Annotated in this window: 26 protein-coding genes and 1 riboswitch; of the genes, 6 read left to right on the forward strand and 20 right to left on the reverse strand. The window is 40.8% G+C overall.

The genetic code is table 11. From position 1 onward, the window contains the following. Window positions 1-2: 2 nt before the first annotated feature. The 8 genes from fabF to KV696_RS08145 form a co-directional block, all read right to left on the reverse strand. Window positions 3-1238 carry a beta-ketoacyl-ACP synthase II gene (gene fabF, locus KV696_RS08110; RefSeq protein WP_219967348.1) on the reverse strand — a complete coding sequence of 412 codons (1236 nt, stop codon included), beginning with the start codon at window positions 1236-1238 and terminating at the stop codon, window positions 3-5. 21 nt (window positions 1239-1259) lie between these two features. After that, window positions 1260-1991, reverse strand: coding sequence for a 3-oxoacyl-[acyl-carrier-protein] reductase (gene fabG / locus KV696_RS08115; protein WP_219967350.1), 732 nt, complete (start codon window positions 1989-1991; stop codon window positions 1260-1262). A gap of 40 nt (window positions 1992-2031) precedes the next feature. Further along, on the reverse strand, window positions 2032-2955 hold the full coding sequence (fabD, locus tag KV696_RS08120; protein ID WP_219967351.1) for an ACP S-malonyltransferase: 924 nt from the start codon (window positions 2953-2955) through the stop codon (window positions 2032-2034). Beyond that, the gene (gene fabK, locus KV696_RS08125; protein WP_023945583.1) at window positions 2948-3922 is read right to left on the reverse strand and encodes an enoyl-[acyl-carrier-protein] reductase FabK; all 975 of its coding nucleotides are present in this window, start codon (window positions 3920-3922) and stop codon (window positions 2948-2950) included. The genes fabD and fabK overlap by 8 nt, the downstream gene beginning before the upstream one ends. 117 nt (window positions 3923-4039) lie before the next feature. Further along, window positions 4040-4264 carry an acyl carrier protein gene (locus KV696_RS08130; RefSeq protein WP_000257838.1) on the reverse strand — a complete coding sequence of 75 codons (225 nt, stop codon included), beginning with the start codon at window positions 4262-4264 and terminating at the stop codon, window positions 4040-4042. 58 nt (window positions 4265-4322) lie between these two features. Beyond that, window positions 4323-5297: a beta-ketoacyl-ACP synthase III gene (locus KV696_RS08135; protein ID WP_219967352.1), complete on the reverse strand. Its 975-nt coding sequence runs from the start codon at window positions 5295-5297 to the stop codon at window positions 4323-4325. Then, window positions 5297-5731, reverse strand: coding sequence for a fatty acid biosynthesis transcriptional regulator FabT (gene fabT / locus KV696_RS08140; protein WP_049521263.1), 435 nt, complete (start codon window positions 5729-5731; stop codon window positions 5297-5299). The genes KV696_RS08135 and fabT overlap by 1 nt, the downstream gene beginning before the upstream one ends. 91 nt (window positions 5732-5822) lie before the next feature. Further along, the gene (locus tag KV696_RS08145; RefSeq protein ID WP_000400064.1) at window positions 5823-6608 is read right to left on the reverse strand and encodes an enoyl-CoA hydratase; all 786 of its coding nucleotides are present in this window, start codon (window positions 6606-6608) and stop codon (window positions 5823-5825) included. A gap of 315 nt (window positions 6609-6923) precedes the next feature. On the opposite strand from KV696_RS08145, the gene KV696_RS08150 reads away from it, so the two are divergent. The 3 genes from KV696_RS08150 to serS all read left to right on the forward strand — a co-directional run bounded on the left by KV696_RS08150 (window position 6924) and on the right by serS (window position 10150). Further along, window positions 6924-8288, forward strand: coding sequence for an aspartate kinase (locus tag KV696_RS08150; protein WP_219967353.1), 1365 nt, complete (start codon window positions 6924-6926; stop codon window positions 8286-8288). A gap of 2 nt (window positions 8289-8290) precedes the next feature. Beyond that, the gene (locus tag KV696_RS08155) at window positions 8291-8662 is read left to right on the forward strand and encodes a DUF956 family protein (protein ID WP_219967354.1); all 372 of its coding nucleotides are present in this window, start codon (window positions 8291-8293) and stop codon (window positions 8660-8662) included. Window positions 8663-8875: 213 nt separating this feature from the next. Continuing rightward, entirely contained in the window at window positions 8876-10150 is a 1275-nt protein-coding gene (serS, locus tag KV696_RS08160) for a serine--tRNA ligase (RefSeq protein WP_219967356.1), read from the forward strand. Window positions 10151-10174: 24 nt separating this feature from the next. On the opposite strand, the gene KV696_RS08165 is transcribed toward serS, so the two are convergent. The 9 genes from KV696_RS08165 to KV696_RS08205 form a co-directional block, all read right to left on the reverse strand. After that, on the reverse strand, window positions 10175-11074 hold the full coding sequence (locus KV696_RS08165; protein ID WP_219967357.1) for a TDT family transporter: 900 nt from the start codon (window positions 11072-11074) through the stop codon (window positions 10175-10177). 108 nt (window positions 11075-11182) lie between these two features. Beyond that, window positions 11183-11731: a carboxymuconolactone decarboxylase family protein gene (locus KV696_RS08170; RefSeq protein WP_000206767.1), complete on the reverse strand. Its 549-nt coding sequence runs from the start codon at window positions 11729-11731 to the stop codon at window positions 11183-11185. Between the two features lie 131 nt (window positions 11732-11862). After that, window positions 11863-13185, reverse strand: coding sequence for an alanine/glycine:cation symporter family protein (locus KV696_RS08175; RefSeq protein ID WP_219967358.1), 1323 nt, complete (start codon window positions 13183-13185; stop codon window positions 11863-11865). Window positions 13186-13275: 90 nt separating this feature from the next. Continuing rightward, window positions 13276-13364, reverse strand: a riboswitch (glycine riboswitch). A 199-nt stretch (window positions 13365-13563) separates the two neighbouring features. Continuing rightward, window positions 13564-15123 carry a DUF6287 domain-containing protein gene (locus tag KV696_RS08180; protein WP_219967363.1) on the reverse strand — a complete coding sequence of 520 codons (1560 nt, stop codon included), beginning with the start codon at window positions 15121-15123 and terminating at the stop codon, window positions 13564-13566. A gap of 140 nt (window positions 15124-15263) precedes the next feature. Beyond that, window positions 15264-16277: a PspC-like choline-binding domain-containing protein gene (locus KV696_RS08185; protein WP_219967427.1), complete on the reverse strand. Its 1014-nt coding sequence runs from the start codon at window positions 16275-16277 to the stop codon at window positions 15264-15266. A 162-nt stretch (window positions 16278-16439) separates the two neighbouring features. Next, window positions 16440-16862 carry a hypothetical protein gene (locus KV696_RS08190; RefSeq protein WP_219967365.1) on the reverse strand — a complete coding sequence of 141 codons (423 nt, stop codon included), beginning with the start codon at window positions 16860-16862 and terminating at the stop codon, window positions 16440-16442. Then, window positions 16863-17891, reverse strand: a complete 1029-nt coding sequence (locus tag KV696_RS08195) for a hypothetical protein (protein WP_140834365.1) — start codon at window positions 17889-17891, stop codon at window positions 16863-16865. After that, complete coding sequence (locus tag KV696_RS08200; protein ID WP_140834363.1) at window positions 17891-18301, reverse strand: hypothetical protein; 411 nt, start codon at window positions 18299-18301, stop codon at window positions 17891-17893. Before KV696_RS08200 ends, KV696_RS08195 begins: the two co-directional genes overlap by 1 nt. 9 nt (window positions 18302-18310) lie before the next feature. Beyond that, window positions 18311-19354 (reverse strand): SPFH domain-containing protein, encoded by a 1044-nt coding sequence (locus KV696_RS08205; RefSeq protein ID WP_140834361.1) that lies wholly within the window; start codon window positions 19352-19354, stop codon window positions 18311-18313. A gap of 289 nt (window positions 19355-19643) precedes the next feature. Here KV696_RS08205 and KV696_RS08210 point away from each other — a divergent pair, with 289 nt between their 5' ends. After that, window positions 19644-20573 (forward strand): helix-turn-helix domain-containing protein, encoded by a 930-nt coding sequence (locus tag KV696_RS08210; protein ID WP_219967366.1) that lies wholly within the window; start codon window positions 19644-19646, stop codon window positions 20571-20573. Window positions 20574-20624: 51 nt separating this feature from the next. Here the strand turns inward: KV696_RS08210 and KV696_RS08215 are convergent, their stop codons facing one another. The 3 genes from KV696_RS08215 to zapA form a co-directional block, all read right to left on the reverse strand. Next, window positions 20625-22961, reverse strand: coding sequence for an endonuclease MutS2 (locus tag KV696_RS08215; protein WP_219967367.1), 2337 nt, complete (start codon window positions 22959-22961; stop codon window positions 20625-20627). Between the two features lie 102 nt (window positions 22962-23063). After that, the gene (locus tag KV696_RS08220; protein ID WP_023933107.1) at window positions 23064-23612 is read right to left on the reverse strand and encodes a CvpA family protein; all 549 of its coding nucleotides are present in this window, start codon (window positions 23610-23612) and stop codon (window positions 23064-23066) included. Continuing rightward, on the reverse strand, window positions 23609-23911 hold the full coding sequence (zapA, locus tag KV696_RS08225) for a cell division protein ZapA (protein ID WP_020901580.1): 303 nt from the start codon (window positions 23909-23911) through the stop codon (window positions 23609-23611). Before zapA ends, KV696_RS08220 begins: the two co-directional genes overlap by 4 nt. An 86-nt stretch (window positions 23912-23997) precedes the next feature. Between zapA and rnhC the strand changes: the two genes are divergently transcribed. After that, window positions 23998-24879 (forward strand): ribonuclease HIII, encoded by an 882-nt coding sequence (gene rnhC / locus KV696_RS08230; RefSeq protein ID WP_219967369.1) that lies wholly within the window; start codon window positions 23998-24000, stop codon window positions 24877-24879. A 3-nt stretch (window positions 24880-24882) separates the two neighbouring features. Then, window positions 24883-25497 (forward strand): signal peptidase I, encoded by a 615-nt coding sequence (lepB, locus tag KV696_RS08235; protein ID WP_001083986.1) that lies wholly within the window; start codon window positions 24883-24885, stop codon window positions 25495-25497. Window positions 25498-25728 lie beyond the last annotated feature (231 nt).

The following is a 25728-nucleotide window of genomic DNA, read 5'->3' on the forward strand; positions in this document are numbered from 1 at the left end:
ACTTATTTATTCTCCCAACGTTTGAAAGCAAGAACTGCATTGTGGCCACCAAAACCAAAAGTATTTGAAATAGCGTATGGAATTTCTTGCTCCAAGCCTTGTCCATAAACGACATTGGCTTCGATATAATCTGATACTTCACTTGTTCCAGCTGTCATTGGTACAAAGTTATGACGCATAGCCTCGATGGTGACAATAGCTTCTACTGCACCTGCAGCACCCAGCAAATGTCCTGTGAAAGACTTGGTTGATGATACAGGCACTTCCTTACCAAGAACAGCTACGATCGCACCACTTTCTCCTTTTTCATTAGCAGGAGTTGACGTTCCGTGAGCATTGACATAGGCTACTTGCTCTGGAGAAATCTCAGCTTCTTCCAAGGCTAGTTTGATGGCCTTGATAGCTCCCTGACCTTCTGGATGTGGAGAAGTCATGTGGTAGGCATCACAGGTATTTCCGTAACCAACCACTTCAGCAAGGATAGTAGCCCCACGTTTTTCAGCGTGTTCAAGGCTTTCAAGAACCAACATCCCAGAACCTTCACCCATGACAAAACCATTACGGTCCTTATCAAATGGAATGGAAGCACGAGTTGGGTCCTCTGTAGTTGAGAGAGCAGTTAGGGCTTGGAAACCAGCAATAGCAAAAGGTGTGATAGAGGCTTCTGAACCACCTACCAACATAACATCTTGGAAACCAAACTTAATCGAGCGGAAGGCATCCCCAATCGCGTCATTTGATGAAGCGCAGGCGGTATTGATGGATTTACAAACACCGTTTGCTCCAAAACGCATAGCAACATTTCCTGAAGCCATATTTGGCAAGGCTTTTGGAAGGGTCAATGGTTTCACACGTTTTGGCCCTTTTTCGTTGAGACGAAGCACTTGATCTTCAATTTCCTTGATTCCACCAATACCTGAGGCAACAATAACACCAAAACGATCTTTATCAAGGGCCTCTACATCAAGACCTGCATGATTAACAGCTTCTTGAGCCGCATACAAGGCATATAAAGAATAGTTATCAAAACGATTGGTATCTTTCTTAACAAAGTATTTATCAAAAGGAAAATCTTGGATTTCTGCTGCATTATGCACATCAAAGTCACTATGATCAAATTTTGTTATTTGACCAATTCCGATTTTTCCAGTTGTCAAACTATTCCAAAATTCTTCTGGTGTATTTCCAATTGGAGATGTCACTCCATAACCTGTTACTACTACACGATTTAGTTTCATCTTTTTTACCTCTAGCTTCTGCTACATACTGAGGCCGCCATCAATGGCAACCACTTGACCAGTTAGATAATCTTGGCCTGCTAAAAATACTGTCAAATCTGCAACCTGCTCTGCCTGCCCAAATTCTTTCATAGGAATTTGCGCCAGCATGGCATCTTTTACCTTGTCTGATAGGACAGCTGTCATATCGGACTCAATCATTCCAGGTGCGATAGCATTAACCCTGATATTGCGATTGGCCACTTCACGAGCCACAGACTTGGTAAAACCAATCAAGCCAGCCTTAGAAGCAGCATAGTTAGCTTGACCGATATTTCCCATCAAACCAACAACACTAGACATATTGATGATAGCACCTTCTCTGGCTTTCATCATCGGTTTCAAGACTGATTGTGTCATGTTAAAGGCACCAGTCAGATTCACTTTAAGCACTTTTTCAAAATCTGCTTCTGTCATCTTGAGCATCAGGGTATCTTGGGTAATCCCTGCATTGTTGACCAAAACATCTACTGAACCCAGCTCTGCAATAGCTTGCTCAACCATACGTTTAGCATCTGCAAAATCTGACACGTCTCCTGATATAGGAACTACCTTGACACCGTAGTCTTCAAATTCAGCGAGCAATTCTTCTGAGATAGACCCGCGACTGTTTAAGACGATGTTGGCTCCTGCCTGAGCAAACTTGTGGGCAATGGCAAGACCAATTCCACGACTCGAACCTGTAACAAAGATATTTTTATTTTTTAGTTGCATTCTTTTCTCCTGTTTCCTCTTATATTTGTGGGAGAAGGGATTACTTGTTTTCTAGCAAGGCTTCCAAACTAGCCTGATCTTCAACATTGGCTAGTTTAACCGTCTTATCAATTTTTTTGACAAAGCCTGACAAAACTTTCCCCGGTCCAATCTCGATAAAGTTGGTTACGCCTGCTTCTTGCATAACTGCAATACTCTCATAAAAACGAACTGGCTCCTTGACCTGACGCGTCAAAAGTTGAGCAATGTCTTCTTTTTTCATGACCGTAGCTTCTGTATTACCAACTAGGGGACAAGTAAAATCTGAAAAACTTACTTGAGCTAGAGTTTCAGCTAGTTTTTGGCTAGCAGACTCAAGGAGAGCGGTATGAAAAGGCCCTGAAACCTTGAGAGGAATCAAGCGTTTGGCACCTGCTTCCTGCAAGAGTTCAACAGCTCGATCAACTGCAGTCACTTCTCCACCAATCACGATTTGTGCAGGTGTATTATAGTTTGCTGGGGTAACCACTCCAAGTTCAGAAGCTTTTTGACAGGCTTCTTCAATGACCTCTACTGGCGTATTGAGAACAGCCACCATCTTGCCAAAACCAGCAGGGGCCGCTTCTTCCATATAGGCGCCACGCTTAGCGACCAAGGCTACCGCATCTTCAAAATCTAAGGTGCCACTGGCCACCAAGGCAGAATATTCTCCAAGAGACAAACCAGCAACCATATCCGGCTGATAGCCCTTTTCTTGCAATAAACGGTAGATAGCAACCGAAGTCGCTAGAATGGCAGGTTGCGTATAGCGAGTCTGATTGAGTTTTTCTTCTTCCGTATCAATGAGATGACGCAAATCATAACCGAGTACCTGACTCGCTTGATCAATCGTTTCTTGGACAATCGGATACTGATCATAGAGATCCCGTCCCATCCCTAGATACTGGGCACCTTGACCAGCAAATAAAAAGGCTGTTTTAGTCATTTCTTACAACTCCTGCCCAACGAGAGGCTTCTTCTTGAATTTTCTTAGCTGCTCCGTAATACAAATCTTTTAGGATTTCTTCAACGGTTTCTTCTTTGGAAACAAGCCCTGCGATCTGACCTGCCATGACAGAGCCACCATCCACATCTCCGTGTACAACCGCTTTGGCTAGGGCACCTGCTCCCATTTGTTCAAAGATTTCCAAATCAGGATTTTCCTGTTTAAAGGCATCTTTTTCAGCTTTTTCAAAATCACGAGTCAATTGGTTTTTAATAGCTCGAACAGCATGGCCAAAGTGTTGAGCTGAAATCGTAGTATCAATATCTCTAGCTTTTAAAATCTTGGCCTTATAATTTGGATGGGCATTAGACTCTTTGGCAACGACAAAACGAGTTCCAACCTGAACAGCCTCTGCACCTAGCATAAAGCCAGCCGCAGCACCTTCACCATCCGCAATCCCTCCTGCCGCAATAACAGGAATAGATACAGCTGCCACCACTTGACGCACCAAGGTCATGGTTGTTAATTTACCGATATGTCCCCCAGCTTCCATTCCTTCTGCGATAACAGCGTCCGCACCAATTTTTTCCATTCGTTTAGCTAGGGCAACGCTTGGTACAACTGGAATAACCGTGATCCCAGCTTCATGGAAGCGTTCCATGTATTTTCCAGGATTTCCTGCGCCTGTTGTCACTACCTTAACACCTTCCTCGATAACGAGGTCTACAATATCTTCCACAAAGGGAGACAAGAGCATGATGTTGACACCGAAGGGTTTATCAGTCAACGATTTGATCTTGTCAATATTTGCCTTGACAACTTCTTTAGGGGCATTCCCCCCACCGATAATCCCTAGTCCTCCAGCTTTGGAAACAGCCCCTGCCAAATCACCATCAGCGACCCAGGCCATTCCTCCTTGAAAAATAGGATAATCAATGTTCAATAATTCTGTAATACGTGTTTTCATAGTGCCTCCATCGTTTCTTGCTTACGTAATAGTTCGATACCATCATAATTTGACAATCAAACTATTGCCTAAACAAGAGGGAGCGGGTTCCCCTACTCCTTCTATCTTATATTCTGCTTATTTTGTTTGCTCTTCAACGTAGGCAACCAAGTCACCAACTGTTTTCAAGTCATCTTCTGCTTCGATTTGGATATCAAAAGCATCTTCGATTTCTGAGATTACTTGGAACAAGTCCAATGAATCTGCGTCCAAATCATCAAAAGTTGATTCAAGTGTTACTTCTGATGCGTCTTTTCCAAGTTCTTCAACGATAATTTCTTGTACTTTTTCAAATACTGCCATGATAGGACTCCTTTAAAATAAATAGTTTTTTATAACAATGTGTTCACCACATGATTACCTAAATTGTAAGAATGAGCGTGCCCCAGGTCAAGCCTCCACCGAAGCCTGATAGTAGAACAGTCTGGCTACCATCTAAAGGGATGAGACCTTGTTCCACACACTCTGAAAGTAAAATCGGGATACTTGCTGCACTGGTATTCCCATATTCCATCATATTAGCTGGAAGTTTGTCTCGGTCAACACCAATTTTTCTAGCCATCTTATCTAAAATACGGTCATTAGCCTGATGCAGTAGCAGATAATCCAAGTCTGTCGCCTCTATAGGAGATTCATCAATAGTCTGCTTGATAGACTTGGCTACATCTCGAATGGCAAAATCAAAGACTGCGCGTCCATCCATCTTCAAAAATGAATCTGCATTTTCTTGATCTGAAAATGGAGAATGTAACCCTGAATGTCCATAGGTCAGACACTCACTACGACTTCCATCGCTATTGAGACTCTCAGCCAAGAAATGCTCTTGCTCGCTAGCTTCTAACAAGACACCACCGGCACCATCTCCAAACAAAACAGCTGTTGATCGGTCCGACCAATCGACTGCTTTAGAGAGGGTTTCACTACCAATCACCAAGCCTTTTTTAAAGCGACCAGAAGCGATAAACTTTTCAGCAGTTGAAAGAGCAAATACAAATCCACTGCAAGCCGCGGTTAGGTCAAAAGCAAAAGCTTTTTTTGCACCAATATTAGCTTGAACACGAGTAGCTGTAGAGGGCATCATCGAATCTGGAGTAATGGTAGCTAGGATGATAAAATCCAGTTCCTCTCCTGTTATTCCAGCTTTTGCCATCAGTTTCTTAGCAACCTCTGTAGCCAAATCACTAGTAGATTCTGTTCTTGAGATATGCCTTTGTCGTATTCCCGTCCGACTTGAAATCCACTCATCATTGGTATCCATAATCTGAGCCAAGTCGTGATTTGTAACCACTTGCTCTGGCACATAATGAGCAACCTGGCTTATTTTTGCAAAAGCCATTATTTCAAATCCTCCAAAAATTGATAAAGATTGGTCAAACCTTTGCTCATAACATCAATTTCTTGCTTACTCATACCATCAATGATTTTTTCAACCATGGCCTTGTGGAAGCGTTTATGCAGCCTATGAACCAAGCGACCCTTCTTTGTCAAATGTAGATGAACCACACGACGATCCTGCTCTGAGCGAATGCGTTCAATGTAACCCTTTCGTTCAAGATTATTCAAACTCGTCGTAACCGTCCCAAGAGTCACCATCAACTCTTTCGACACTTGACTTGGCGTCACATCTGGGAATTTTCCAATTACATCGATTGTATGTACTTCTTTGATGGAGATATCCTTGAAACGACTACCCCTCAAGCTAACTTCCTCAATGACGAGGACGTTGTTAAATATAGATGTTAAATATTCATTAATTCGTTGGTAGTCCAATCTCTTTTCCCTCCTTTTCAAAAAGCTTTCACAATCAAAACATTTGACAAAAAAATTATATCAAACTTCAAAGAACAGTGCAAGTATTTTTTTATTTTCCAGTAAATTTCGGTCTTCTTCTCTCCGAATGAGCTCGCACTCCTTCTTTGAAATCCTCTGTTTGAGCTAAGGATTCCTGTAGGTTCAGTTCTAAAGTAGCATAATCCTGCCAGTCTTTAAATTGGCTCTCCCAAACCAACTTCTTGATGGCTGCATAGGAATTACTTGAACCACGTCTTAATTTTTTAAGAAGCTGTTCTCTCGTCTTTTCAAGTTTATCAGCTTCGGAAACACGGTAAACTAGCCCCCATTCTAGGGCTTTTTCTGCGGTCAAAGCCTCACCTGTCATGGCTAATTGAGTTGCACGCGTCACACCGATACTGCGGCTCAAGAGATGAATTCCCCCTGCATCTGGAGCCAAGCCAACGCCAACAAAGGCTTGAATAAACTTAGCCTTATCCGTTGCCAGACAGAAATCCGCAGCAACAGCCATATTCGCTGCGGCACCTGCAACAGCCCCATCAACCTCCATCAAGACAGGTTTGGCTATTTGCTTGATTTTATAAGAAATAGCATTTACCAACTCTGCGATTTTCGTCAATGATGGAATATCATCCTCATCTACTGCCCGCTTCATCTCTACCAAATCTCCCCCAACTGAGAAAACTTTTCCATTAGCATTAATCAAGATAAAATGCACAGCAGGATCCTTCTCTGCCAAAGTCAGCACTTCTAAAATCTCCTCACACATAGGGATATGAAAACCATTCGCGACCTCAGGACGATTCAAGGTAAGGATTGCCAAGTCCTCATCAAGCTGATAAATAATGTGTTCCATCTGGACTCCTTTTTATTTTATAAGCAGTTTATACTCTTCGAAAATCAAATTCAAACCACGTCAGCTTCGCCTTGCCGTACTCAAGTACTGTCTACGGCTAGCTTCCTAGTTTGCTCTTTGATTTTAATTGAGTATTAAATTATTTTATTTCCAAAGTATATCTTTTTTAAAACTTGAAAGCAAGGAAAAATCGACTGAAAGTGTCTCAGCCGATAAGAAAGGCTCGCTTTATACTAGAAAGCATCTTATTTTCTTCATTGAAAAAAGGCTTTCTTTCTGCTATAATCGTATAAAATACTTACTTTAGGAGTTCTTATGAAGGTTGTTAAATTTGGAGGTAGCTCTCTTGCCTCTGCTAGTCAATTAGAAAAAGTTTTAAACATCGTCAAAAGCGATTCAGAGCGTCGTTTTGTCGTCGTTTCTGCGCCTGGTAAACGCAATGCTGAAGATACTAAGGTTACGGATGCCTTAATTAAATACTACCGCGACTATGTTGCTGGTAACGATATTAGCAAGAGTCAAAACTGGATTATCGACCGCTATGCTGCGATGGTTAGCGAATTGGGACTAAAGCCAGCTATTCTAGAAAAAATTTCTAAAAGCATTCGTGCCTTGGCCACTCTTCCTATCGAAGAAAATGAATTTCTCTACGATACTTTCCTAGCAGCCGGTGAGAATAACAATGCTAAATTGATTGCTGCCTACTTTAATCAAAATGGGATTGATGCACGCTATGTGCACCCTAGAGAAGCTGGTATTGTGGTTACAAGTGAACCTGGTCACGCTCGCATCATTCCATCAAGTTATGACAAGATTGAAGAATTGACAAATGCAAATGAAGTCCTTGTCATTCCTGGTTTCTTTGGTGTTACTAAGGAAAATCAAATCTGTACCTTCTCACGTGGAGGATCAGACATTACAGGTTCTATCATTGCTGCCGGTGTTAAGGCAGACCTCTATGAAAACTTTACAGACGTTGATGGTATCTTTGCAGCCCACCCAGGAATTATTCACCAACCACACTCTATCCCAGAATTGACCTACCGTGAAATGCGTGAGTTGGCCTATGCAGGCTTCTCAGTCCTTCATGACGAAGCCCTTCTACCTGCCTACCGTGGAAAAATTCCTCTGGTTATCAAGAATACCAACAACCCTGACCATCCAGGTACTCGTATCGTTCTAAAACACAGTAGTGATGAATTTCCAGTTGTGGGAATTGCTGGTGACTCAGGCTTTGTCAGCATTAATATGTCAAAATACCTCATGAACCGTGAGGTTGGATTTGGTCGCAAGGTTCTGCAAATCCTTGAAGACCTCAACATCGGTTGGGAACATATGCCAACTGGTATCGACGATCTTTCAATTATTCTCCGTTCTCGTGAACTAACTCCTATCAAAGAAGAAGAAATCCTTCGTCAGTTGGTTCAAAAGGCTGAAGTAGATCATGCAGAAATCGAACACGACCTTTCTATCATTATGATTGTTGGAGAAAAGATGAAGAGCCATATCGGAGTAACTGCTACTGCAACACGTGCTCTATCTGAAAATAAGATCAACATCCAGATGATGTCTCAAGGTTCTAGTGAAGTATCTATTATGTTTGTTGTCCATAAGGACCAAGAGAAAGCAGCTATTAAAGCCCTTTACAATGCCTTTTTCGGTGAAAGTAAGGAAGACTAAGCATGGCTCAATCACTTAACAAAACAGTGCTCCTCAATACGACAGGCACCTCCTACCTCTCTATAGCTGGGAAAGTTGGGAAATTCCTTGTCGGAGATCAGGCTTTGGAATTTTACCCCGATGTCAATGTTGAACAATTTATCCAGATTCCTTGGAGCCATATCAATCATATTGGAGCCAATGTCACTGGTCGCAAAATCAGTCGCCACTTCGAAGTCTTTACAGACAGAGGAAAATTCCTCTTTGCTTCAAAAGACTCAGGTGCCATTCTTAAAATTGCTCGCGAAAAACTGGGGAATGATAAGGTCGTCAAACTTCCGACCCTGATTCAAACCATTAGTCAAAAATTTAAAAATCTATTTGCAAAAAAGTAGAAACTTTAGTATAATCATAGCAACGGATAAGTAGGTTATCTTCTTCTTTCAGAAAGTCTGCGGATGCTGCGAGCAGATAGGAGGGATAGGTGAAATTCTACCGTTAGTAACAATTACATACACAATCAAGTGCACACCTGTGAAGTTGGATGGAACCGTGGCCCTGCCACTCCAACGCTTTGTCAGGTGTGCTTTTTTCATAAAGGAGTTCTTATGTTAGATATCAAACGTATTCGTACAGATTTTGATGCTGTCGCAGAAAAATTAGCTACACGTGGTGTAGATGCTGCTGTCTTGAATGAGATGAAAGAAATCGATGCCAAACGTCGTGACATCTTGGTCAAGGTTGAAACTCTCAAAGCAGAACGTAACACAGTTTCTGCTGAGATTGCCCAAGCTAAGCGCAACAAGGAAAATGCAGATGACAAGATTGCCGCCATGCAAACTCTATCTGCTGAGGTCAAAGCCTTGGATGCTGAATTGGCAGAAATCGATGCTAAATTGACAGAATTTACCACTACTCTTCCAAACATCCCTGCTGACAGCGTTCCTGTTGGGGCTGACGAAGATGACAATGTGGAAGTTCGCCGTTGGGGTACTCCACGCGAGTTCGATTTCAAGCCAAAAGCTCACTGGGATCTTGGTGAAGATCTTGGTATCCTTGACTGGGAACGCGGTGGTAAGGTAACAGGCGCTCGCTTCCTCTTCTATAAAGGCCTCGGTGCTCGTTTAGAACGTGCTATCTACAACTTTATGTTGGATGAACATGGCAAAGAAGGCTATACTGAAGTCATCACACCTTACATGGTTAACCATGACTCTATGTTTGGTACTGGTCAATATCCAAAATTCAAGGAAGATACTTTTGAATTGAGCGACAGCAATTATGTCCTTATCCCTACAGCTGAAGTTCCTCTGACAAACTACTACCGTGATGAAATCCTTGACGGCAAAGACCTGCCAATTTACTTCACTGCTATGAGTCCATCATTCCGTTCTGAGGCTGGTTCAGCTGGCCGTGATACTCGTGGCTTGATTCGTTTGCACCAATTCCACAAGGTTGAAATGGTCAAATTTGCCAAGCCAGAAGAATCTTACGAAGAATTGGAAAAAATGACAGCCAATGCTGAAAATATCCTTCAAAAACTTAACCTTCCATACCGTGTCGTTGCTCTCTCTACAGGAGATATGGGCTTCTCAGCTGCGAAGACTTACGACTTGGAAGTTTGGATTCCAGCCCAAAATACCTACCGTGAAATCTCAAGCTGTTCAAACACAGAAGATTTCCAAGCTCGTCGTGCCCAAATCCGTTACCGTGATGAAGCAGATGGCAAGGTTAAATTGCTCCACACCTTGAACGGTTCTGGACTTGCAGTTGGACGTACAGTGGCTGCTATTCTTGAAAACTACCAAAATGAAGATGGTTCTGTGACCATTCCAGAAGCACTTCGTCCATACATGGGTGGAGCTGAGGTTATCAAACCATAAAAAATAAGGTTTAGCTATTTCTAGCTAGACCTTTTTTCGTAACCAATTCAGATATGCGCCTAATACAAAGAATAAAATAATTAAACAAATAGCAGTTTCAGCCAATACCAGATAATCCAGAAATGGAAGTTTCAAGATTCCCTGAGCCATCTTAAGCGAAGTAGCTGTGATAATGGTTGGGAAGGTGAGTGCTGAGAAGGCTGGTTGAAAACCTTGTTTTAAAATATTGGGCAGGCGAGTCAAAACAAAGAAAAAGAAAGATTGGGAAGACAAGATCATGACAATCAAGAGCCAAGTCGGTAGACTGGCTCCTCCAACTCGGACTAGAGAAGCCAAGAGTAGAGAGAAAGGAGCACAGTAGATCCCTTCTTGTCCAAGCATGGCTTGTGGGAGTGGATGTTTCTTTAAATCGCTATAAATAAGCGGGTAGAGATAGAAGGTCAAGAGAAATCCAAAACTCAAGGTCGCATAGGCAATTTCGATGATACCTACCAGAGGATAGGTCAAGGCTGCTACTGCTATCCCCACATAGAGAACCGTCCAGCTTGGAGTCGCATGAACCCTCCGCCCTGGATAGGCAAATTTGATAGTGAAGCCAGCAATCAGAGCCACATCCAAGAGAAATGAAAACCACCAGAGCCCTTGCGCTACCAAAGGAAGATGAGGTAAGACGCGAAAAGCATAGGTAGATAAAATCATCCCAGCCATAGGAAAAGTGGCCATCCCTGACAAAAGAGGGGGCTTGGTCAATTCTTGCTTGGTTTCCTTCCAATTAAAGAGATGCAAAATCAGAAAGTAAATCCATAAAACCAAACCAGTCAGACTAAAAAGATGTGACAGAACCGGCAACGTATCTAAAATAAGATTTCCAGCTCCTGCCAAACCTAGCAAACAACCAGAAAATACCAAAGGGAGTTTTTTCATCCTAACCTCCAATAATCATGTTAGTTTCAGTATAGCATAAAAGCGCTTAAATGAGGGGATAAAAAACGAAGTCCGATTATTTCAGACTTCATTTTACTCAGATATGAATTAAGCATAAGGTTGCAATTCTGGGTTAATTGGGGTATTAGCTAGATTGTTGGCATAGTTACAGAGGCTTGCTAGACTGACACCAAGAACCACATCCAAGGCATTTTGTTGGCTATAACCAGCTTCTAAAAACTCAGCTAAGGCTTCATCTCCTACACGACCCTTGGTATTGATAACTGCCAAGGTAAACTTAGCTAGGGTGTCCAATTTAGGATCTGTTTCAATTGGAGTACGATTGCGAAGGGCTTGAAGCAGATCATCATTCATCTGGATTTGTTTGATTGAAAAGGCTGTGTGACCTGCAACACAGAAGGCACAACCATTGGTCACGGCTGCCGTGATTTGCACGACTTCGCGCTCAACGGGTGTCAGGCTATTGCGACGGTTGATAGCTCCGACAGTACGATAAGCCTCTAAAGCAGTCGGTGCATTAGCCAAGAGACCGATTAGGTTGGGAATATAGCCATTGTTATCTTTTTCTACTGTTTCAAGAACCTCTTTCACTTCTGCTGGCGCTGATTCTACTGTATGAATTGTAAATGTTGTCATCATAAAACCTCTTTTCATGTTGTTGAAATCTAGTCTATCACAGATTCTATACCTTGTATAATATATATTTTAAATTACACTGATAGAAATTTTTTATGAAAGCAAAAAATCACACGCGGTGTGTGATTTCATTATTTGTCAAAATACTTTTTAGTCTCAGAAATGACGACTGGTGACAAGACCAAGAGGGCAATCAAGTTTGGCAGAGCCATCAAGGCATTGACAATATCTGCGATAATCCAGACCATATCCAACTCGATAAATCCTCCCAGCAAGACCATGAGCACAAAAACCACACGGTAGAGCCAGATAAAGCGAACCCCAAAGAGGAACTCGAAACAACGTTCTCCATAGTAGTTCCAACCAAGAATCGTTGTAAAGGCAAAGAGCACAAGGAAGATGGTCAAAAGGGCAGGCCCAAGATGTGAAAAGACTGTTGAGAAAGCTGACTGAGTCAAGGCAACCCCATTCAAGTCACCGCTCCAAACACCAGTTACCAAGATGGTCAAACCAGTCAGAGTACAGATAATAAGGGTATCAATAAAGGTTCCTGTCATGGAAATCAAACCTTGCTCTACTGGTTCATTTGTCTTAGCCGCAGCAGCTGCAATGGGAGCAGACCCCAGACCAGATTCGTTTGAGAACACACCACGCGCAACACCATTTTGAATAGCCATCCGAATGCTAGCACCGGCAAATCCACCTACCGCAGCAACCGGACTAAAAGCGGATGTCAAAATTAGAGTGATTGTAGCAGGGATTTTCCCGATATTAAAGAAAATAACTGTAAGAGTTCCCAAAATATAAATAATAGCCATAAAAGGAACAACAGTAGTTGAAACCTTAGAAATGGACTTGAGTCCACCAAAGACTGCAATCGCTACAAAGACAGACAAAACAAGAGCCGTGATAGCTGGCGAAATAGTCGTCGTATTTTGGATAGATTCTGTAATCGAGTTGACTTGGGTAAAGGTCCCGATCCCCAACAAAGCCACTAAGACACCTGCCAGGGCAAAGAAGATAGCAAGTGGACGCCACTTTTCTCCCATACCCAGAAGGATATAGTGCATTGGACCTCCCGCTACTGCACCATGGTCGTCCTTGGTGCGGTATTTAATAGCTAGTAGTCCTTCCGCATACTTGGTAGCCATCCCAAAGAAAGCAGCCATCCACATCCAAAAGAGGGCTCCTGGGCCACCGACCTTGATAGCCGTCGCCACTCCGATAATATTTCCCGTACCAACTGTCGCTGCTAGGGCTGTACACAAGGCCGCAAAGCTGGATACATCGCCATGCCCCTTGTCCTTAGTAAAAATAAGCTGGAAGGCCTTGGGCAGACGCAAAACCTGCAAGAGTCCTAGCCGAATAGTTAGGTAAATCCCTGTTCCGACCAATAAAATCAAGAGGGGTGGGCCCCAAGCAAAAGCATCGATTGATTTAAGCAATTCTAACATTTCCTTCTCCTATCGTTTCAACCCCAAAAGAAAGAGCACATGCAAGATACATGTACTCTGGAATGCTTAGATAAATGCTAAAAAGCGGTCTATCCTAGCTCTGTCCTTTTACCTGAGAGTTTGAGCAGTTGCCTGCCTTGCCCCTTCGGTGCCTTTACGGTCTCTCCAGAGTTCCGTCCATTTACAGTCATGGAAAATCAAACGATTCCCCACTTCTATTAAACTTCATTCGGTGTTGGTATTTAATTGATTCTTATTTTACAAAAAATGTTGGCTTTTGTCAATGGATTTTGGGAAAATCTTATTTGACTCAGTAGAAAAAGATTGAGCATTCCCATGTGCGTGGGGTGCTGTTAATTAAATCAATCTGTTTCACTCCTAGTCTACACGATATAAGAATTGTTCTGGTTTATTATGTACTGGAAATGAAGCACGATAGATGATTCTATCTTTACTAATATCCGAAGCGTCTGATATTAATCCATCCATTGATGTCTCATCAGGTATTCTAACACCTGCTGGTATGAATTGAATAAAGACTCCAAAAGATGGACCTGAATAGCGAGCTCGTAGAAAATCATTGACTATTTCTGATTCTGCAACTTCAACTGTAAATTGTTCTGGAGCCACTAGTCCATCCTTACTAAAAACTAAGTCTTCTCCTCCGTGACCATTACTCCATTTTCCTTCAACACTAGAAAAATCTCCATTTTTGATGGCATTTATATCCATTTTCCCTGAAGTATTTTGATTTGATGAAGATGCTGTTGCAGCAAATTTTTCTGTTACAGATTTCCAAGTCAGATTAGATAGATTCATTCGAACACCAGGACTGACTTCATCCTCTGTCTTAGCTTCTTTAACCTTCTCTAATTTGTCCCCACTACTATTCAACTTCCAAATGGTATGAATAGTTTGTGGGTCTCCTGCGAACGGATTCCACTGGGTATAAAGGTTTCCATCTTCTAGGAGATAGGCCTTAAAGCGTGTTCCAAGCATCTGCATTTTATTTTCAGCATTGGTGAGGCGAATGACTTTTTGATCTTTGAGTGTAAAAATATCTAAAATCTCACTACCATTTTTCGAAGATACAACTAATTCATCAATGCCATTTTTATCCATATCAACCATTGCATAGGTGAAGGCTTGACTGCGTTCTGCCATCCCTGCATAGACATTAGCAGTTGTATTGATGTTATCCTTAACCTCTGATTTATGGTCTAAAATAAATTCATAATCCTTCAAAATACTATTATAAGGACTGTAATCTATGCTTGGTTTAGTTTCATCTGTACCCTTGTCTGCACTGCTTCCGCCAGGAATCTTATCTGAAACAGACTTCCAGCTCAAAGTCTCTAGAGAAATGGGTGAACCGACCCCAAGATCCGCTAGTTCTTGAGCCTCCTTAGCCTTTACCAAAGACTGTCCGTCTTCACTAAATTGGTAGTGAGCATAGATGTGACTCGTTGCTGTACCAGCTCCACGATAAAGCAGGGAATTGTCCGACAAGATACCGACTGTCATTCTCTCACCAATCTGGTCTAGACGATTTTCTTGATTGGTCAAACGAATCACCTTTTCGTCTTTCAGAGTACGAATATCAAGTAAACTCTTTTCGCCACTCTTCATTTCAAGAGCAAGCAAGAGTTCATCTACTCCATCATTATTCAGATCCGTCTTGTGATAAACCACATCTGTGTAAAAACCTTGAGAAGACTTTACTTGACTAGCCAGAGGATTGACATCCATACCTGTCGGCAAGGTGCCTTTCGCTACTTTTTCATAGTCATCCAAAACTTTATTATAGTAACTGTAATCTATCTCTGGACTTGCTACTTCCTCGGATGCTGGTTCCGCGCTTTTATTCCAAGGTAGATACTGACAACCTCCTAGAACTAGTGTCAGTGAAAGTGTTGTAGCTAATAATAACTTTTTCATATTACTCCCTTATCTAAGAGAAAGGAACCAGCCTATGCCAATTCCTTTCACTATTTTTAGTGTATCAAAATGTTGCCTATTCGCAAATTGTTTTCTATTTCTATTTATTTGTTATAAGCCATTTCTCACAAGCTATAATTCTAGCGAACCCACTTACCTGAGCCATCTACTTTGTAGCCATCTGGGGTACGTTCGTTGACTGCCATCTTACCATTTGACTTGAGATAGTAGTCACCTACCCACGTATTACGAGCATAGCTTCCTTCTGATGTTAGATAATAGTATGATTGGTAGCTACTATCATAGATCCACTCACTCTTAGCCATTTTACCATCTGATTTGAGGTAGTAACTTCCTGCCCATGCATTACGCGCATAGCTACCCTCTGCTGTCAAGTAATAGTATGATTTATAGTTACTATCATAAATCCACTCGCTCTTAGCCATGTAGCCGCCTGATTTAAGATAGTAGTTGCCTGACCAAGCATTTTGAACAAAATTACCTGAAGCATTTAGGTAGAAGTAAGAATTGTACTGAATATCAAAAATCCATTGATTGACTACTTTAACTCCACCCTTGTAGTAAGAAGAACCTGACCAGCCAGTCTGACCTGAGTTAGTAGATTGTTTTGGAGTTTCAGTAGCTTTTGGTTTTTCCGTTTCTTTATGAGTTGAAGAGTCTAGAGGATTGACATATTTTTCATTCTTAACAGTGAATGTCGTTGATATACCGCTGAAAATATGTAAAGTTTTAGAAGTTAGTTCATCTTCACTATAAAATTTTAGATAATATTCTCCATCAGGTACACTTGAAAAAGTTGTAGAATCTTGTAAAGTACGGGGCACAGACGTAGCATCAAATCTTCTTCCTAAAGCTTCTTTTTTAGCTATTTGTCCAGTATTTTTATTTATAAGATCTGCTCGTATATACGCATATGAGCTACCAGGTACACTTTGAACAGTCATATCAACATAGATTTTTTTATTTTCTGAACCTGGAGTAATCTTAGATTTTACCTCATGATTCTCGGTACGAGTAATTTCAGCCTGCACTGTTTTTGCTGAAAAAGGTAGAACTCCTGCTGTGTCTACAAGAGACACTAGACCAAATGTTGCAGCCGCTAGGCTAGTTACTAAAACTGTTTTTGACTTCATCATCAAAAACCTCCTTTAAATTTTTATTGTTTACACTAACAGTAATGTATGGACTCTACTATTTTTATGAAAAGAGTATCTGTATTTATACTTTATTTGATTTTTAAACTAACTTTTTTATATCAGGGAAACCATACTTAACTTTTTATCCATTTCTAATGACTAAGATACTTCAAAAATCTCCCCGCAATTTTCACAGGTTAGGGAAGAACCAACCACACCTTCTGTTGGTGCATCACATGTTGGACAGTAGACTCGTTTAGCAGATAAACGATAATCTGTTTCTTTGCTGATCTTTTGTCCTTGACTTTGAATAACATCTTCATCACGTTTCTCATATTCTAAAACTGTTTTTAGACTCTTTTCATATTTCTTCATAGTAGGTGTCTTCATTAAAACAAAGAAAGATAAGACTAAGAAGAAAACAAAAGCAGAGAAAACAATCAAGTATATAGGCGAGACATAGTTTATAAATTTATCTGGAAAAGATGTGAAATATAAATAGAATTGAATACCCAAGTAGACATTAATCACAAATAGTATTGGATAAATTAACTTTGTAATGATTAAACGATGACGTCTCATTTAATTCTCCTCTCTAGATAGCCATGCTCCACAATGTCCACAGTCTTTCCCCTTACCCAATTCAAGAATGTTATAGCTACTACATGATGGACAAATGACCGCATAAGAATATTCTGTAATTTTATGTCTTGCAAAAATCCGATGTAAATTTTTAATTTCCTTCTGTTTCTTACGCTCCTCGTCTCGTTTTGACTCCTGATAAGTCATTACTAAGACAGTTACTAAACATACAAGATATGTAACAATAATGAGAATAAAGCTTAATAATTTATTTGATGATGCAGTTGTAAAAACACCGACTGTCAAAATAGCTGTAGGTAAGGTTGCATAATATTTTAAATTTTCAAAGGTGAAACATTCCTCAATATTTTCTGCTATAGAACTTCCACGAGGTCTGATACATAACAATAGTAGGGCAAAAATAATATAAGGAACATTAGGAACAGAATAGAGTATTATGATTAAAGACATCAAAGGTGTATAAGTCAAAACTCTCTCCTCCGTCCATTCTAGTAAACGAAAAATAAAGAGAGGAATTCCAATAAATATACCAATACTAGTAAAACTTACAATGGAAAAAAGTATTCCCGCTCCAGCCTCTATTCCAATATTTGACGTAAAAATCATATTGAAAACAAAAAATACTAATTGAAGAAAAAACCACTTTATAAATACTCCCAATACTCTCCAGGCAGTCTCAAAAAAACTTTCAACCTCTCCCTCATAGTATATGTTGTTTTCATCATCGTATAAATTATACATTCCATCAAGGGAATCCTTATATGATTCTTCTCCATTATATACATCATCTAAAGCTTTTGCTTTTATTTTGATATTTTCTAAAACTCCACAACTATAATAAACAAAGGCAGATAAAAGCAAAGAAAAAGAAGTAAATATAACTGGTGATGAACGTAAAAACCTTATAGTATCGAATCCATTAAATCCCCAAGATATGAGAATAACAAATAACATAGTACTCGTTAAGCCGATAAAGTATAAACTAAAAAATCTAAATATTTGATACATCAATAATCTCCCTTTTTAGTATTAAAAACATCCTCTGCATTTTCTGAGAAAGCTTCTGCCCGTTCTTTACGATAGTGGCTATCCGCTGCTGTTAAAGAGCCTATAATGGCCACCAAACCGATTGCTAGTACTTCAATAATCCAAAATAGAAAACTTGGTAAAATTTGTACTAGAGGCATCATGAAAACTTGCCCAATTATCCAAATAGCTGTAACTACATTGATTGGTAGCCAATCTGTAAATTGACGCTTGATAACCATTTGTAGGAAAAACACAAACTCTGCTATTACTAAAAATCCCAAGGCAACATAGTATAAAGAAATAGATAGATGCGGAATTAATAATCCTAAAATAATTGTAGTAATGATGGTCACAGCACCAGCTACATAAATCCAAATATTTTTACTCATATTCTTCTCCTATCTTGCCTGACCACAATTGGAACAGAACTTAGCTCCCTCTAAAAATGCAGTCCCACATTGACTACAAAACTTAGCTAAACCGATTTCTTCATTTGAAACGGATTGATTCTGATTTGGTTGTTTATCTGGTGAAGGCGTATTTCCCATACTTCCCATCAAATTACCAAATTGGGCTCCTAATCCAAGTCCCATAGATATCCCCATACCAGCTCCCATTAGGTTACCTGCAGAGCCTTCATTTTGTGCTGCTTCTTCTAAAACATCAAATTGACGCTCTTCTTGATAAGTGTAACCTTCAATGTCACGACCTGCACGTTTACCTTTGGAAGTCAAAACTCTTTGATGATATTCAAAAATCTCCTTATAACCATGACTATCTTTATTAACCTTCAGAGATTCAATATTGAATTCTTCAACACTAATCCCATATTTAGAAAAATGATTTGATAAAATTTTTGATAATTCCAAAGCTATATCATACGTGTGCTTTTCAATATCAATGACTGCAATCTTATTGTTATAAACCACCTGAGAAACAGCTGAATTGATAATGCCTATAGCAGCTTGTCTAAAGCGTTTTTGAAAGACATCAGCTGTAATCATATCTGGATGGCTTGGCATAAACTCTAAGATAAAAGTTTCTAAATCAACAATTCTCGGAATAAAGTTCCCATACGATTTTAGCTCAACAGGAATTTGACTTTCTGGATCTCTAACCAATATCGGTGACGGTGTCCCCCATCCAATTGGTTGTAAATCGTACATGTTGACAAACCAAAGGAACGAAGAATCTGGTGACACACCCCCACTGACAAAAGATTTTAGTCCAGATAGAAACTGAGTATTGTTTCCATCAATCTTATGTTTACCTTCCTCATAACTTTCAACAGCTCGACCATTTGAGAAAAAAACAGCTCGCTGACCAGGATTAACAATCAAAGTTGTTCCAGGTTTCATATTTTTATTAGGATGTCGCCAAGCTAGTATATTCCTAGTATCTTCTCCTTCATACCGAACAACTTCAAATATATTTAATGCCATAACTACTCCTTTTCATAACAACTTGTTTAGTAACTCTCTATTATTTCGTAGAGGCATTTAACAAATTATAATTATAAGTAATCTCCTTTTATATTTTGTTGTTTACGGTTACAGTATAGCATGCTATTTACCTTATTTACTAAAAGCGTATCTATATTTACCTTTATTGAACAATTACCCCCCCCCCCCCCCCCGAAAAAACGTAACTATAATTACTTTTTTCTAAAAATTTCCTTAAAAACTGGTAGAATTATGATAGAATGAAAAAAAGGACTTGAGGAGATTTAGGATGCAAGATGAAAGTGTGTATGGATTAGTCTATAAGGCCATCCGCGAGGAGAGAGGATTTACACAGAAGGAAGCTGCTGGAACTACAGTGACTCCTCACTTTTTACGTCAGTTTGAGCAAGGAAAATCTCGAATAACCATTCAAAAATTTGAAGAGATTCTTTCTAATATTGGAATTGATAAAGAAACCTTTGATAGTCTCAAAACGCAGATGTTCCCAACTGAATTTCATAAATTACAGGCTCAAGTTGCTGACTTGGCCTATAAGCGTGAATTTAAAAAGATCCTTAGCTTGATTAATCAGCCTCTGGAAAATCCTGGAATCGCTGAACACTATGTGATTGCCAATCGTGTAGTCAATAAATTTGCTATCGCAAACATCATCGGCAATTCTTTTCTGACTCCAAAAGATTATCAAGAACTAGAATATATCAAGAACTATCTTAGTGAATTGGACGATTGGAATAAAATTGAAGTGAATATCTTTTCATCTATCCTGCCTCACTTTTCAATCGAATTTTTAGACTACAGACTCTACCACTTATTAGATACTCTAAAAAAACAGACTGAATACCATTCAATCCGTACTGCTGACTACTACATTGCCTGCTTAAGAACTGCTATCAAGCATTATTCTGTCAATGGCTACTATGATAAGGCTGAGAATTTAGCAATGAAGACTCTGGAAGTAATTAATGCCTTCCCTCTATTGAGTACCAAGATGACAGAGATGATTAATCTTTCCATGGAACGGGCTAATAATTTTCTCAGACAAGATGATGTCAGAGGTCTAGAACTAGCTAAGCATATCTTTACCAGTCTCGATAACTTTGAAAAAATCTATCCAAATCAACTTCTGACTCGAATGAGAGAGGACTTCTTTGTTACTGTCACACAGCTCAATCACACTGGACAACCTTTAGATGTCTAGGCTAGAAAAAAGAAAAAAGCTTGAGGAACCACATATTTCCTCAGGCTTTTCTTATCCTTTAAAAGTGACAATAGTCGCACCACTGCCTCCAGCATTTTGTGGGGCATAGCCGAAACTCTTAACATGTTTGTTTCTTTGTAGGTATTTGGTCACTCCTTCACGGATGACACCTGTTCCGATACCATGAATGATATCGACTTGGGCCATATTATTGAGCAAGGCTTGGTCGATAAAGGCATCTAGCTCATTCATGGCTTCTTCATAGCGTTTGCCTCGAAGGTCCAGTCTGGCTTGAGGTCCTCGACCAGAAGTTCGTTTCACGACATTGACCTGTTTCTTCTTGACTTGCTTTTCTTGCTGGGCTTGAACAAGGTCAAACTCTTTCTCTTCCAAGGTCATCTTGATCAAACCAACTTGGGCTTCCCAGCGGCCGTCCTTGAGTTGACTGGTCAAGGTACCACGCTGTCCATAACTGAGAACAACGATATCATCTCCCACCTTTGGAGCTCTTTTTTTCTTGGCCTTTTGAAGAACCTTATTTTTAGATAAATCTACTTTTTCAGGAGCCAATTTTTTCAGCTTGGCCTTGGCTTCAATGATTTCATGGGGCTTGAGTTGAGATTTACTGTGGAGATTTTGGAGAATCTGGTCACTTTCACTGAGAGCCATGTCCACAATCTCAGCAGCCTGTTCACGCGCCTTGTTAAGCTCGGTTTCCTTTTCACGATTGAGTTCATTGTAGAGTTTTTTGAGAGCACGATTCATCTTGAGATTTTCTTGCTCCACCTCACGGATATTGTCCAATCGTTTACGGCTTTCCAGCGTCTGCTCTTCCAGTTGTTCAATGATTCGGTTGACGTCATTGTCCTGATCGACCTGCTGACTAGCATCTCCTACGATAACTTCAGATAGACCTAAACGTTTAGCAATTTCAAAGGCATTACTTCGCCCAGGAACACCCTGCATAAAGCGATAGGTCGGGCGTAGAGTTGCAGTATCAAACTCCATACTGGCATTTTGCACAAAGGCTGTCTCAATACCGTAGGCCTTGAGTTCTGGATAGTGAGTTGTAGCCATGGTCTTGACTTGACGCAGGCGAAGGTCCTCCAGAATAGCCATAGCAAGGGCGGCTCCCTCTTGGGGATCTGTACCAGCCCCCAACTCATCCAAGAGCAAGAGCGAATGCTGGTTGACCTTGCCAAGAATATCCACAATATTGGTCATGTGGCTAGAGAAGGTAGACAAGCTCTGCTCAATAGATTGCTCATCCCCAATATCAGCAAAAATTTCTTCAAAAATACCAACACGACTTCCCTTATCTGCTAAAATCGGCAAACCTGACTGAGCCATAACCTGTGTCAAGCCCAGAGTTTTAAGCATGATGGTCTTACCACCTGTATTGGGACCTGTAATAACAATCGCTGTTAAATCTTGTCCAAAATGGACATCATTTGCGACAGCATTTTTAACCAAAGGATGGCAGACATGGAGCAGTTGAATTTCCTGATTTTCTGATAGCTGAGGCACAACTGCTTGTCTTTCTTGGATAAAGCGAACCTTGGCACGAATCAAGTCCAGATGGCCGATAATCCAAGCATCATTGGCAATATCAGCCGCATGAGGGCGAACACGCTCCGAGATTTCCTGGAGAATGCGAAGCATTTCATAACGCTCATCTGCTCGCAAACTGGCAATTTCTTCGCTCAGTTTGACCACCTCACGGGGTTCGATGTAGACAGTATTTCCGCTAGCAGAAATATCATGAACGACACCTGCAATCTTATTGCGGTAGGTGTTTTTGACAGGTAGAACCTGACGGCCATTTCTGCTGGCAATAATCCCTTCTGTCAACATCTGCGCTTTTTGCTTGAGCAGGTCCTGTAAAACATCGCGTACCTGACTCTCGCTATCATGGATTTTTCTGCGGATTCGCGCCAATTCTTCACTGGCGAAATTTTCAATGAAACCCGCATCATTAAAGGCCTGAAGATTTCCTTGTAATTGCGGAAAATCATGTAATTTCTCAAACCATAGGGCTAATTCTTCCAAGCTAACATTTTCCAGATTGGCATAAAAACTTTGCAGCTCTCGGCTAGACAGAAGCACGCGCTTCAAGAGGAGGAACTCCTCGATATTGAGGTCTGCTCCCATCTCCAGCCGCTTGCAGACTCCTGCGATTTCCTTGGTTGCAAGAATGGTAAAATGCGGTTGCTCAACAAAAAGAGCCTGCATTTCCTTCATCTCAGCAAAAGCCTGTTTAATTTTATCTGCTTTGGCAGTCGGAGCCAACTGTCTCAATTGCTCCAAGCCCTGCTCAGTCAACAAATGGGGTTCAAACAAGGCCTTGACCTTATTAAACTCTAATGTTTCTAATATTTTCTTGTTCATCGTTATTTCCTTGTCTTTGAATGTCTAGGTGTGATAGCTTTTTACATTCTGATAGATTCGAGTCAATCTGTAAACAAAGGGCTAGGAAAACTCCTGCCCTTTTTATCCGATTAAATTTGTCACCCAGATTTGTTTGAGCCAACTAGTTGTTACCGGTATGCTCTGGATGATGTGTTTTGCGACGATACTCTTTTCAAGAGGATTTTGTATAGCTGCCATGGGGATGGTCGCCAAGATGGTCAAGGCCATTTGCAAGACAAATAAGGTCACCAACATGGACAAGATCCCTGCTGAAACTTGGAACAACTTACCACCCAGTTTTTTACTAGGAATCAAGTGTAAGAGGAGACCAAGCAAACGACCGATGCTATAGACAATCCCAAATACAAGCAAGTAGCCAATACCTGCATAAAAGACCTTATCCAACTGAAAGAGTTGATCTGATGGGAAAAAGAAAGTCCCCTGACCTTCCTGCGGATTTGCATAAGGGAGCAATAAATGGAATTGTTCTCCCAGCCCCTTGTAAAACTGACCAGCCATAAAAGCCGATGCCATGGCTGAAATCAGGTAATAAATCTGTAAGAGCAGGCCTCTCCGATAGCCGATATAAAATCCCCAAGCCAAGACCAATAGAAGAAGGAGTGAAATCATAAGGAATCCTCAATCTTGCTCTGTTCTTGCTTACAAGTCACAAGCTTGTGACGGAGTTCTTTTAATTCTTGCTCCTTATCATCAAATTCAATCTCACGGCTGAGCTGAGTTGACAAACAGTTGACTGCCAACAAAAGAGCGATTGTTTCATCATCTGCACTAGGCATTTGTTCTTTAATTGCTTGGTATTTTTCTGTCGCAACCTTAGCGATTTCCTCCATAAAAAGGTTATCATGCTCGCTTGTCAAGGTTAATGATTTTTTCCCGAATGTAAATTTGAATCGATTTAGATTTGCCATAAAATTCACCTCACGATATTATACCAAAATTCGCTAATTTTGTCAGTTTTTACAAATTTGCCTGCTTTTGTGGTACAATAGAAACTATGGCAAGTATAACACTCACACCAAGCGAAAAGGAGATTCAGGCTTTTCTTGAACACTACCAAACCAGTCTGGCTCCCAGTAAAAATCCCTATATTCGCTACTTTTTGAGACTACCTCAAGCAACGGTTTCTATCTATACTTCTGGAAAGGTCTTACTTCAGGGTGAAGGGGCTGAGAAATATGCTAGTTTCTTTGGCTATCAGGTTCTAGAGGAAAACAGGGGACAAAATTTCCCTTTAATTGGGACAGATGAGGTGGGGAATGGTTCCTACTTTGGTGGGCTTGCAGTTGTGGCTTCCTTTGTCACACCTGACCAGCATGCCTTCTTGCGGAAACTCGGTGTGGGGGATTCTAAGACTCTGACCGACCAAAAGATTCGTCAGATTGCCCCTATGCTCAAGGAAAAGATCCAGCATCAGGCACTCCTTCTCTCACCAAGCAAGTACAACGAAGTCATCGGAGACCGCTACAATGCGGTTTCTGTTAAGGTAGCCCTCCATAACCAGGCTATCTATCTCCTCCTTCAAAAAGGTGCTCAGCCTGAGAAAATTGTGATTGATGCCTTTACCAGTGCTAAAAATTATGACAAGTACTTGGCACAAGAGGCCAATCGTTTCAGCAATCCTATCAGCTTGGAAGAAAAGGCTGAGGGAAAATACTTGGCTGTCGCAGTTTCTTCTATCATTGCGCGTGATCTCTTTCTGGAAAATCTTGAAAATCTGGGACGAGAACTGGGCTATCAACTTCCAAGTGGAGCTGGAACGGCTTCTGACAAGGTGGCTAGCCAGATTTTACAAGCCTATGGTATGCAGGGACTAAATTTCTGCGCCAAACTGCACTTTAAAAATACTGAAAAAGCGAAAAAACGCTTAGAAAGGTAAATTATGAATTCATTTAAAAATTTCCTAAAAGAGTGGGGATTGTTCCTCCTGATTCTGTCATTACTAGCTTTGAGCCGTATCTTTTTTTGGAGTAATGTCCGCGTAGAAGGGCATTCCATGGATCCTACCCTAGCGGATGGCGAAATTCTCTTTGTTGTCAAACACCTCCCTATTGACCGTTTTGATATCGTGGTTGCCCATGAGGAAGATGGCAATAAGGACATTGTCAAGCGCGTGATTGGAATGCCTGGCGATACTATCCGTTACGAAAACGATAAACTTTACATCAATGACAAAGAGACAGATGAGCCTTACCTAGCAGACTACATCAAACGTTTCAAGGATGACAAACTCCAAAGCACCTACTCAGGCAAGGGCTTTGAAGGAAATAAAGGAACTTTCTTTAGAAGTATCGCTCAAAAAGCTCAAGCCTTCACAGTTGATGTCAACTACAATACCAACTTTAGCTTTACTGTTCCAGAAGGAGAATACCTTCTCCTTGGAGACGACCGCTTGGTTTCAAGTGACAGTCGCCACGTAGGCACCTTCAAGGCAAAAGATATCACAGGGGAAGCTAAATTCCGCTTCTGGCCAATCACCCGTATCGGAACATTTTAAGAGACCTAAGAGGCCGAGAATCACCAATCTCAGCCTCTTCTTCTATCGTGAGAATATGATTATTCACTATCCAGTTTGATTAAGATAAAAACAAAGTTATACTCAATGAAAATCAAAGAGCAAACTAGGAAGCTAGCCGCAGGTTGCTCAAAGCACTGCTTTGAGGTTGTAGATAGAACTGACGAAGTCAGTAACATATATACGGCAAGGCGAAGCTGACGTGGTTTGAAG

The organism is Streptococcus humanilactis (assembly GCF_019448275.1).
GTDB classification, from domain to species: Bacteria; Bacillota; Bacilli; order Lactobacillales; family Streptococcaceae; genus Streptococcus; species Streptococcus humanilactis.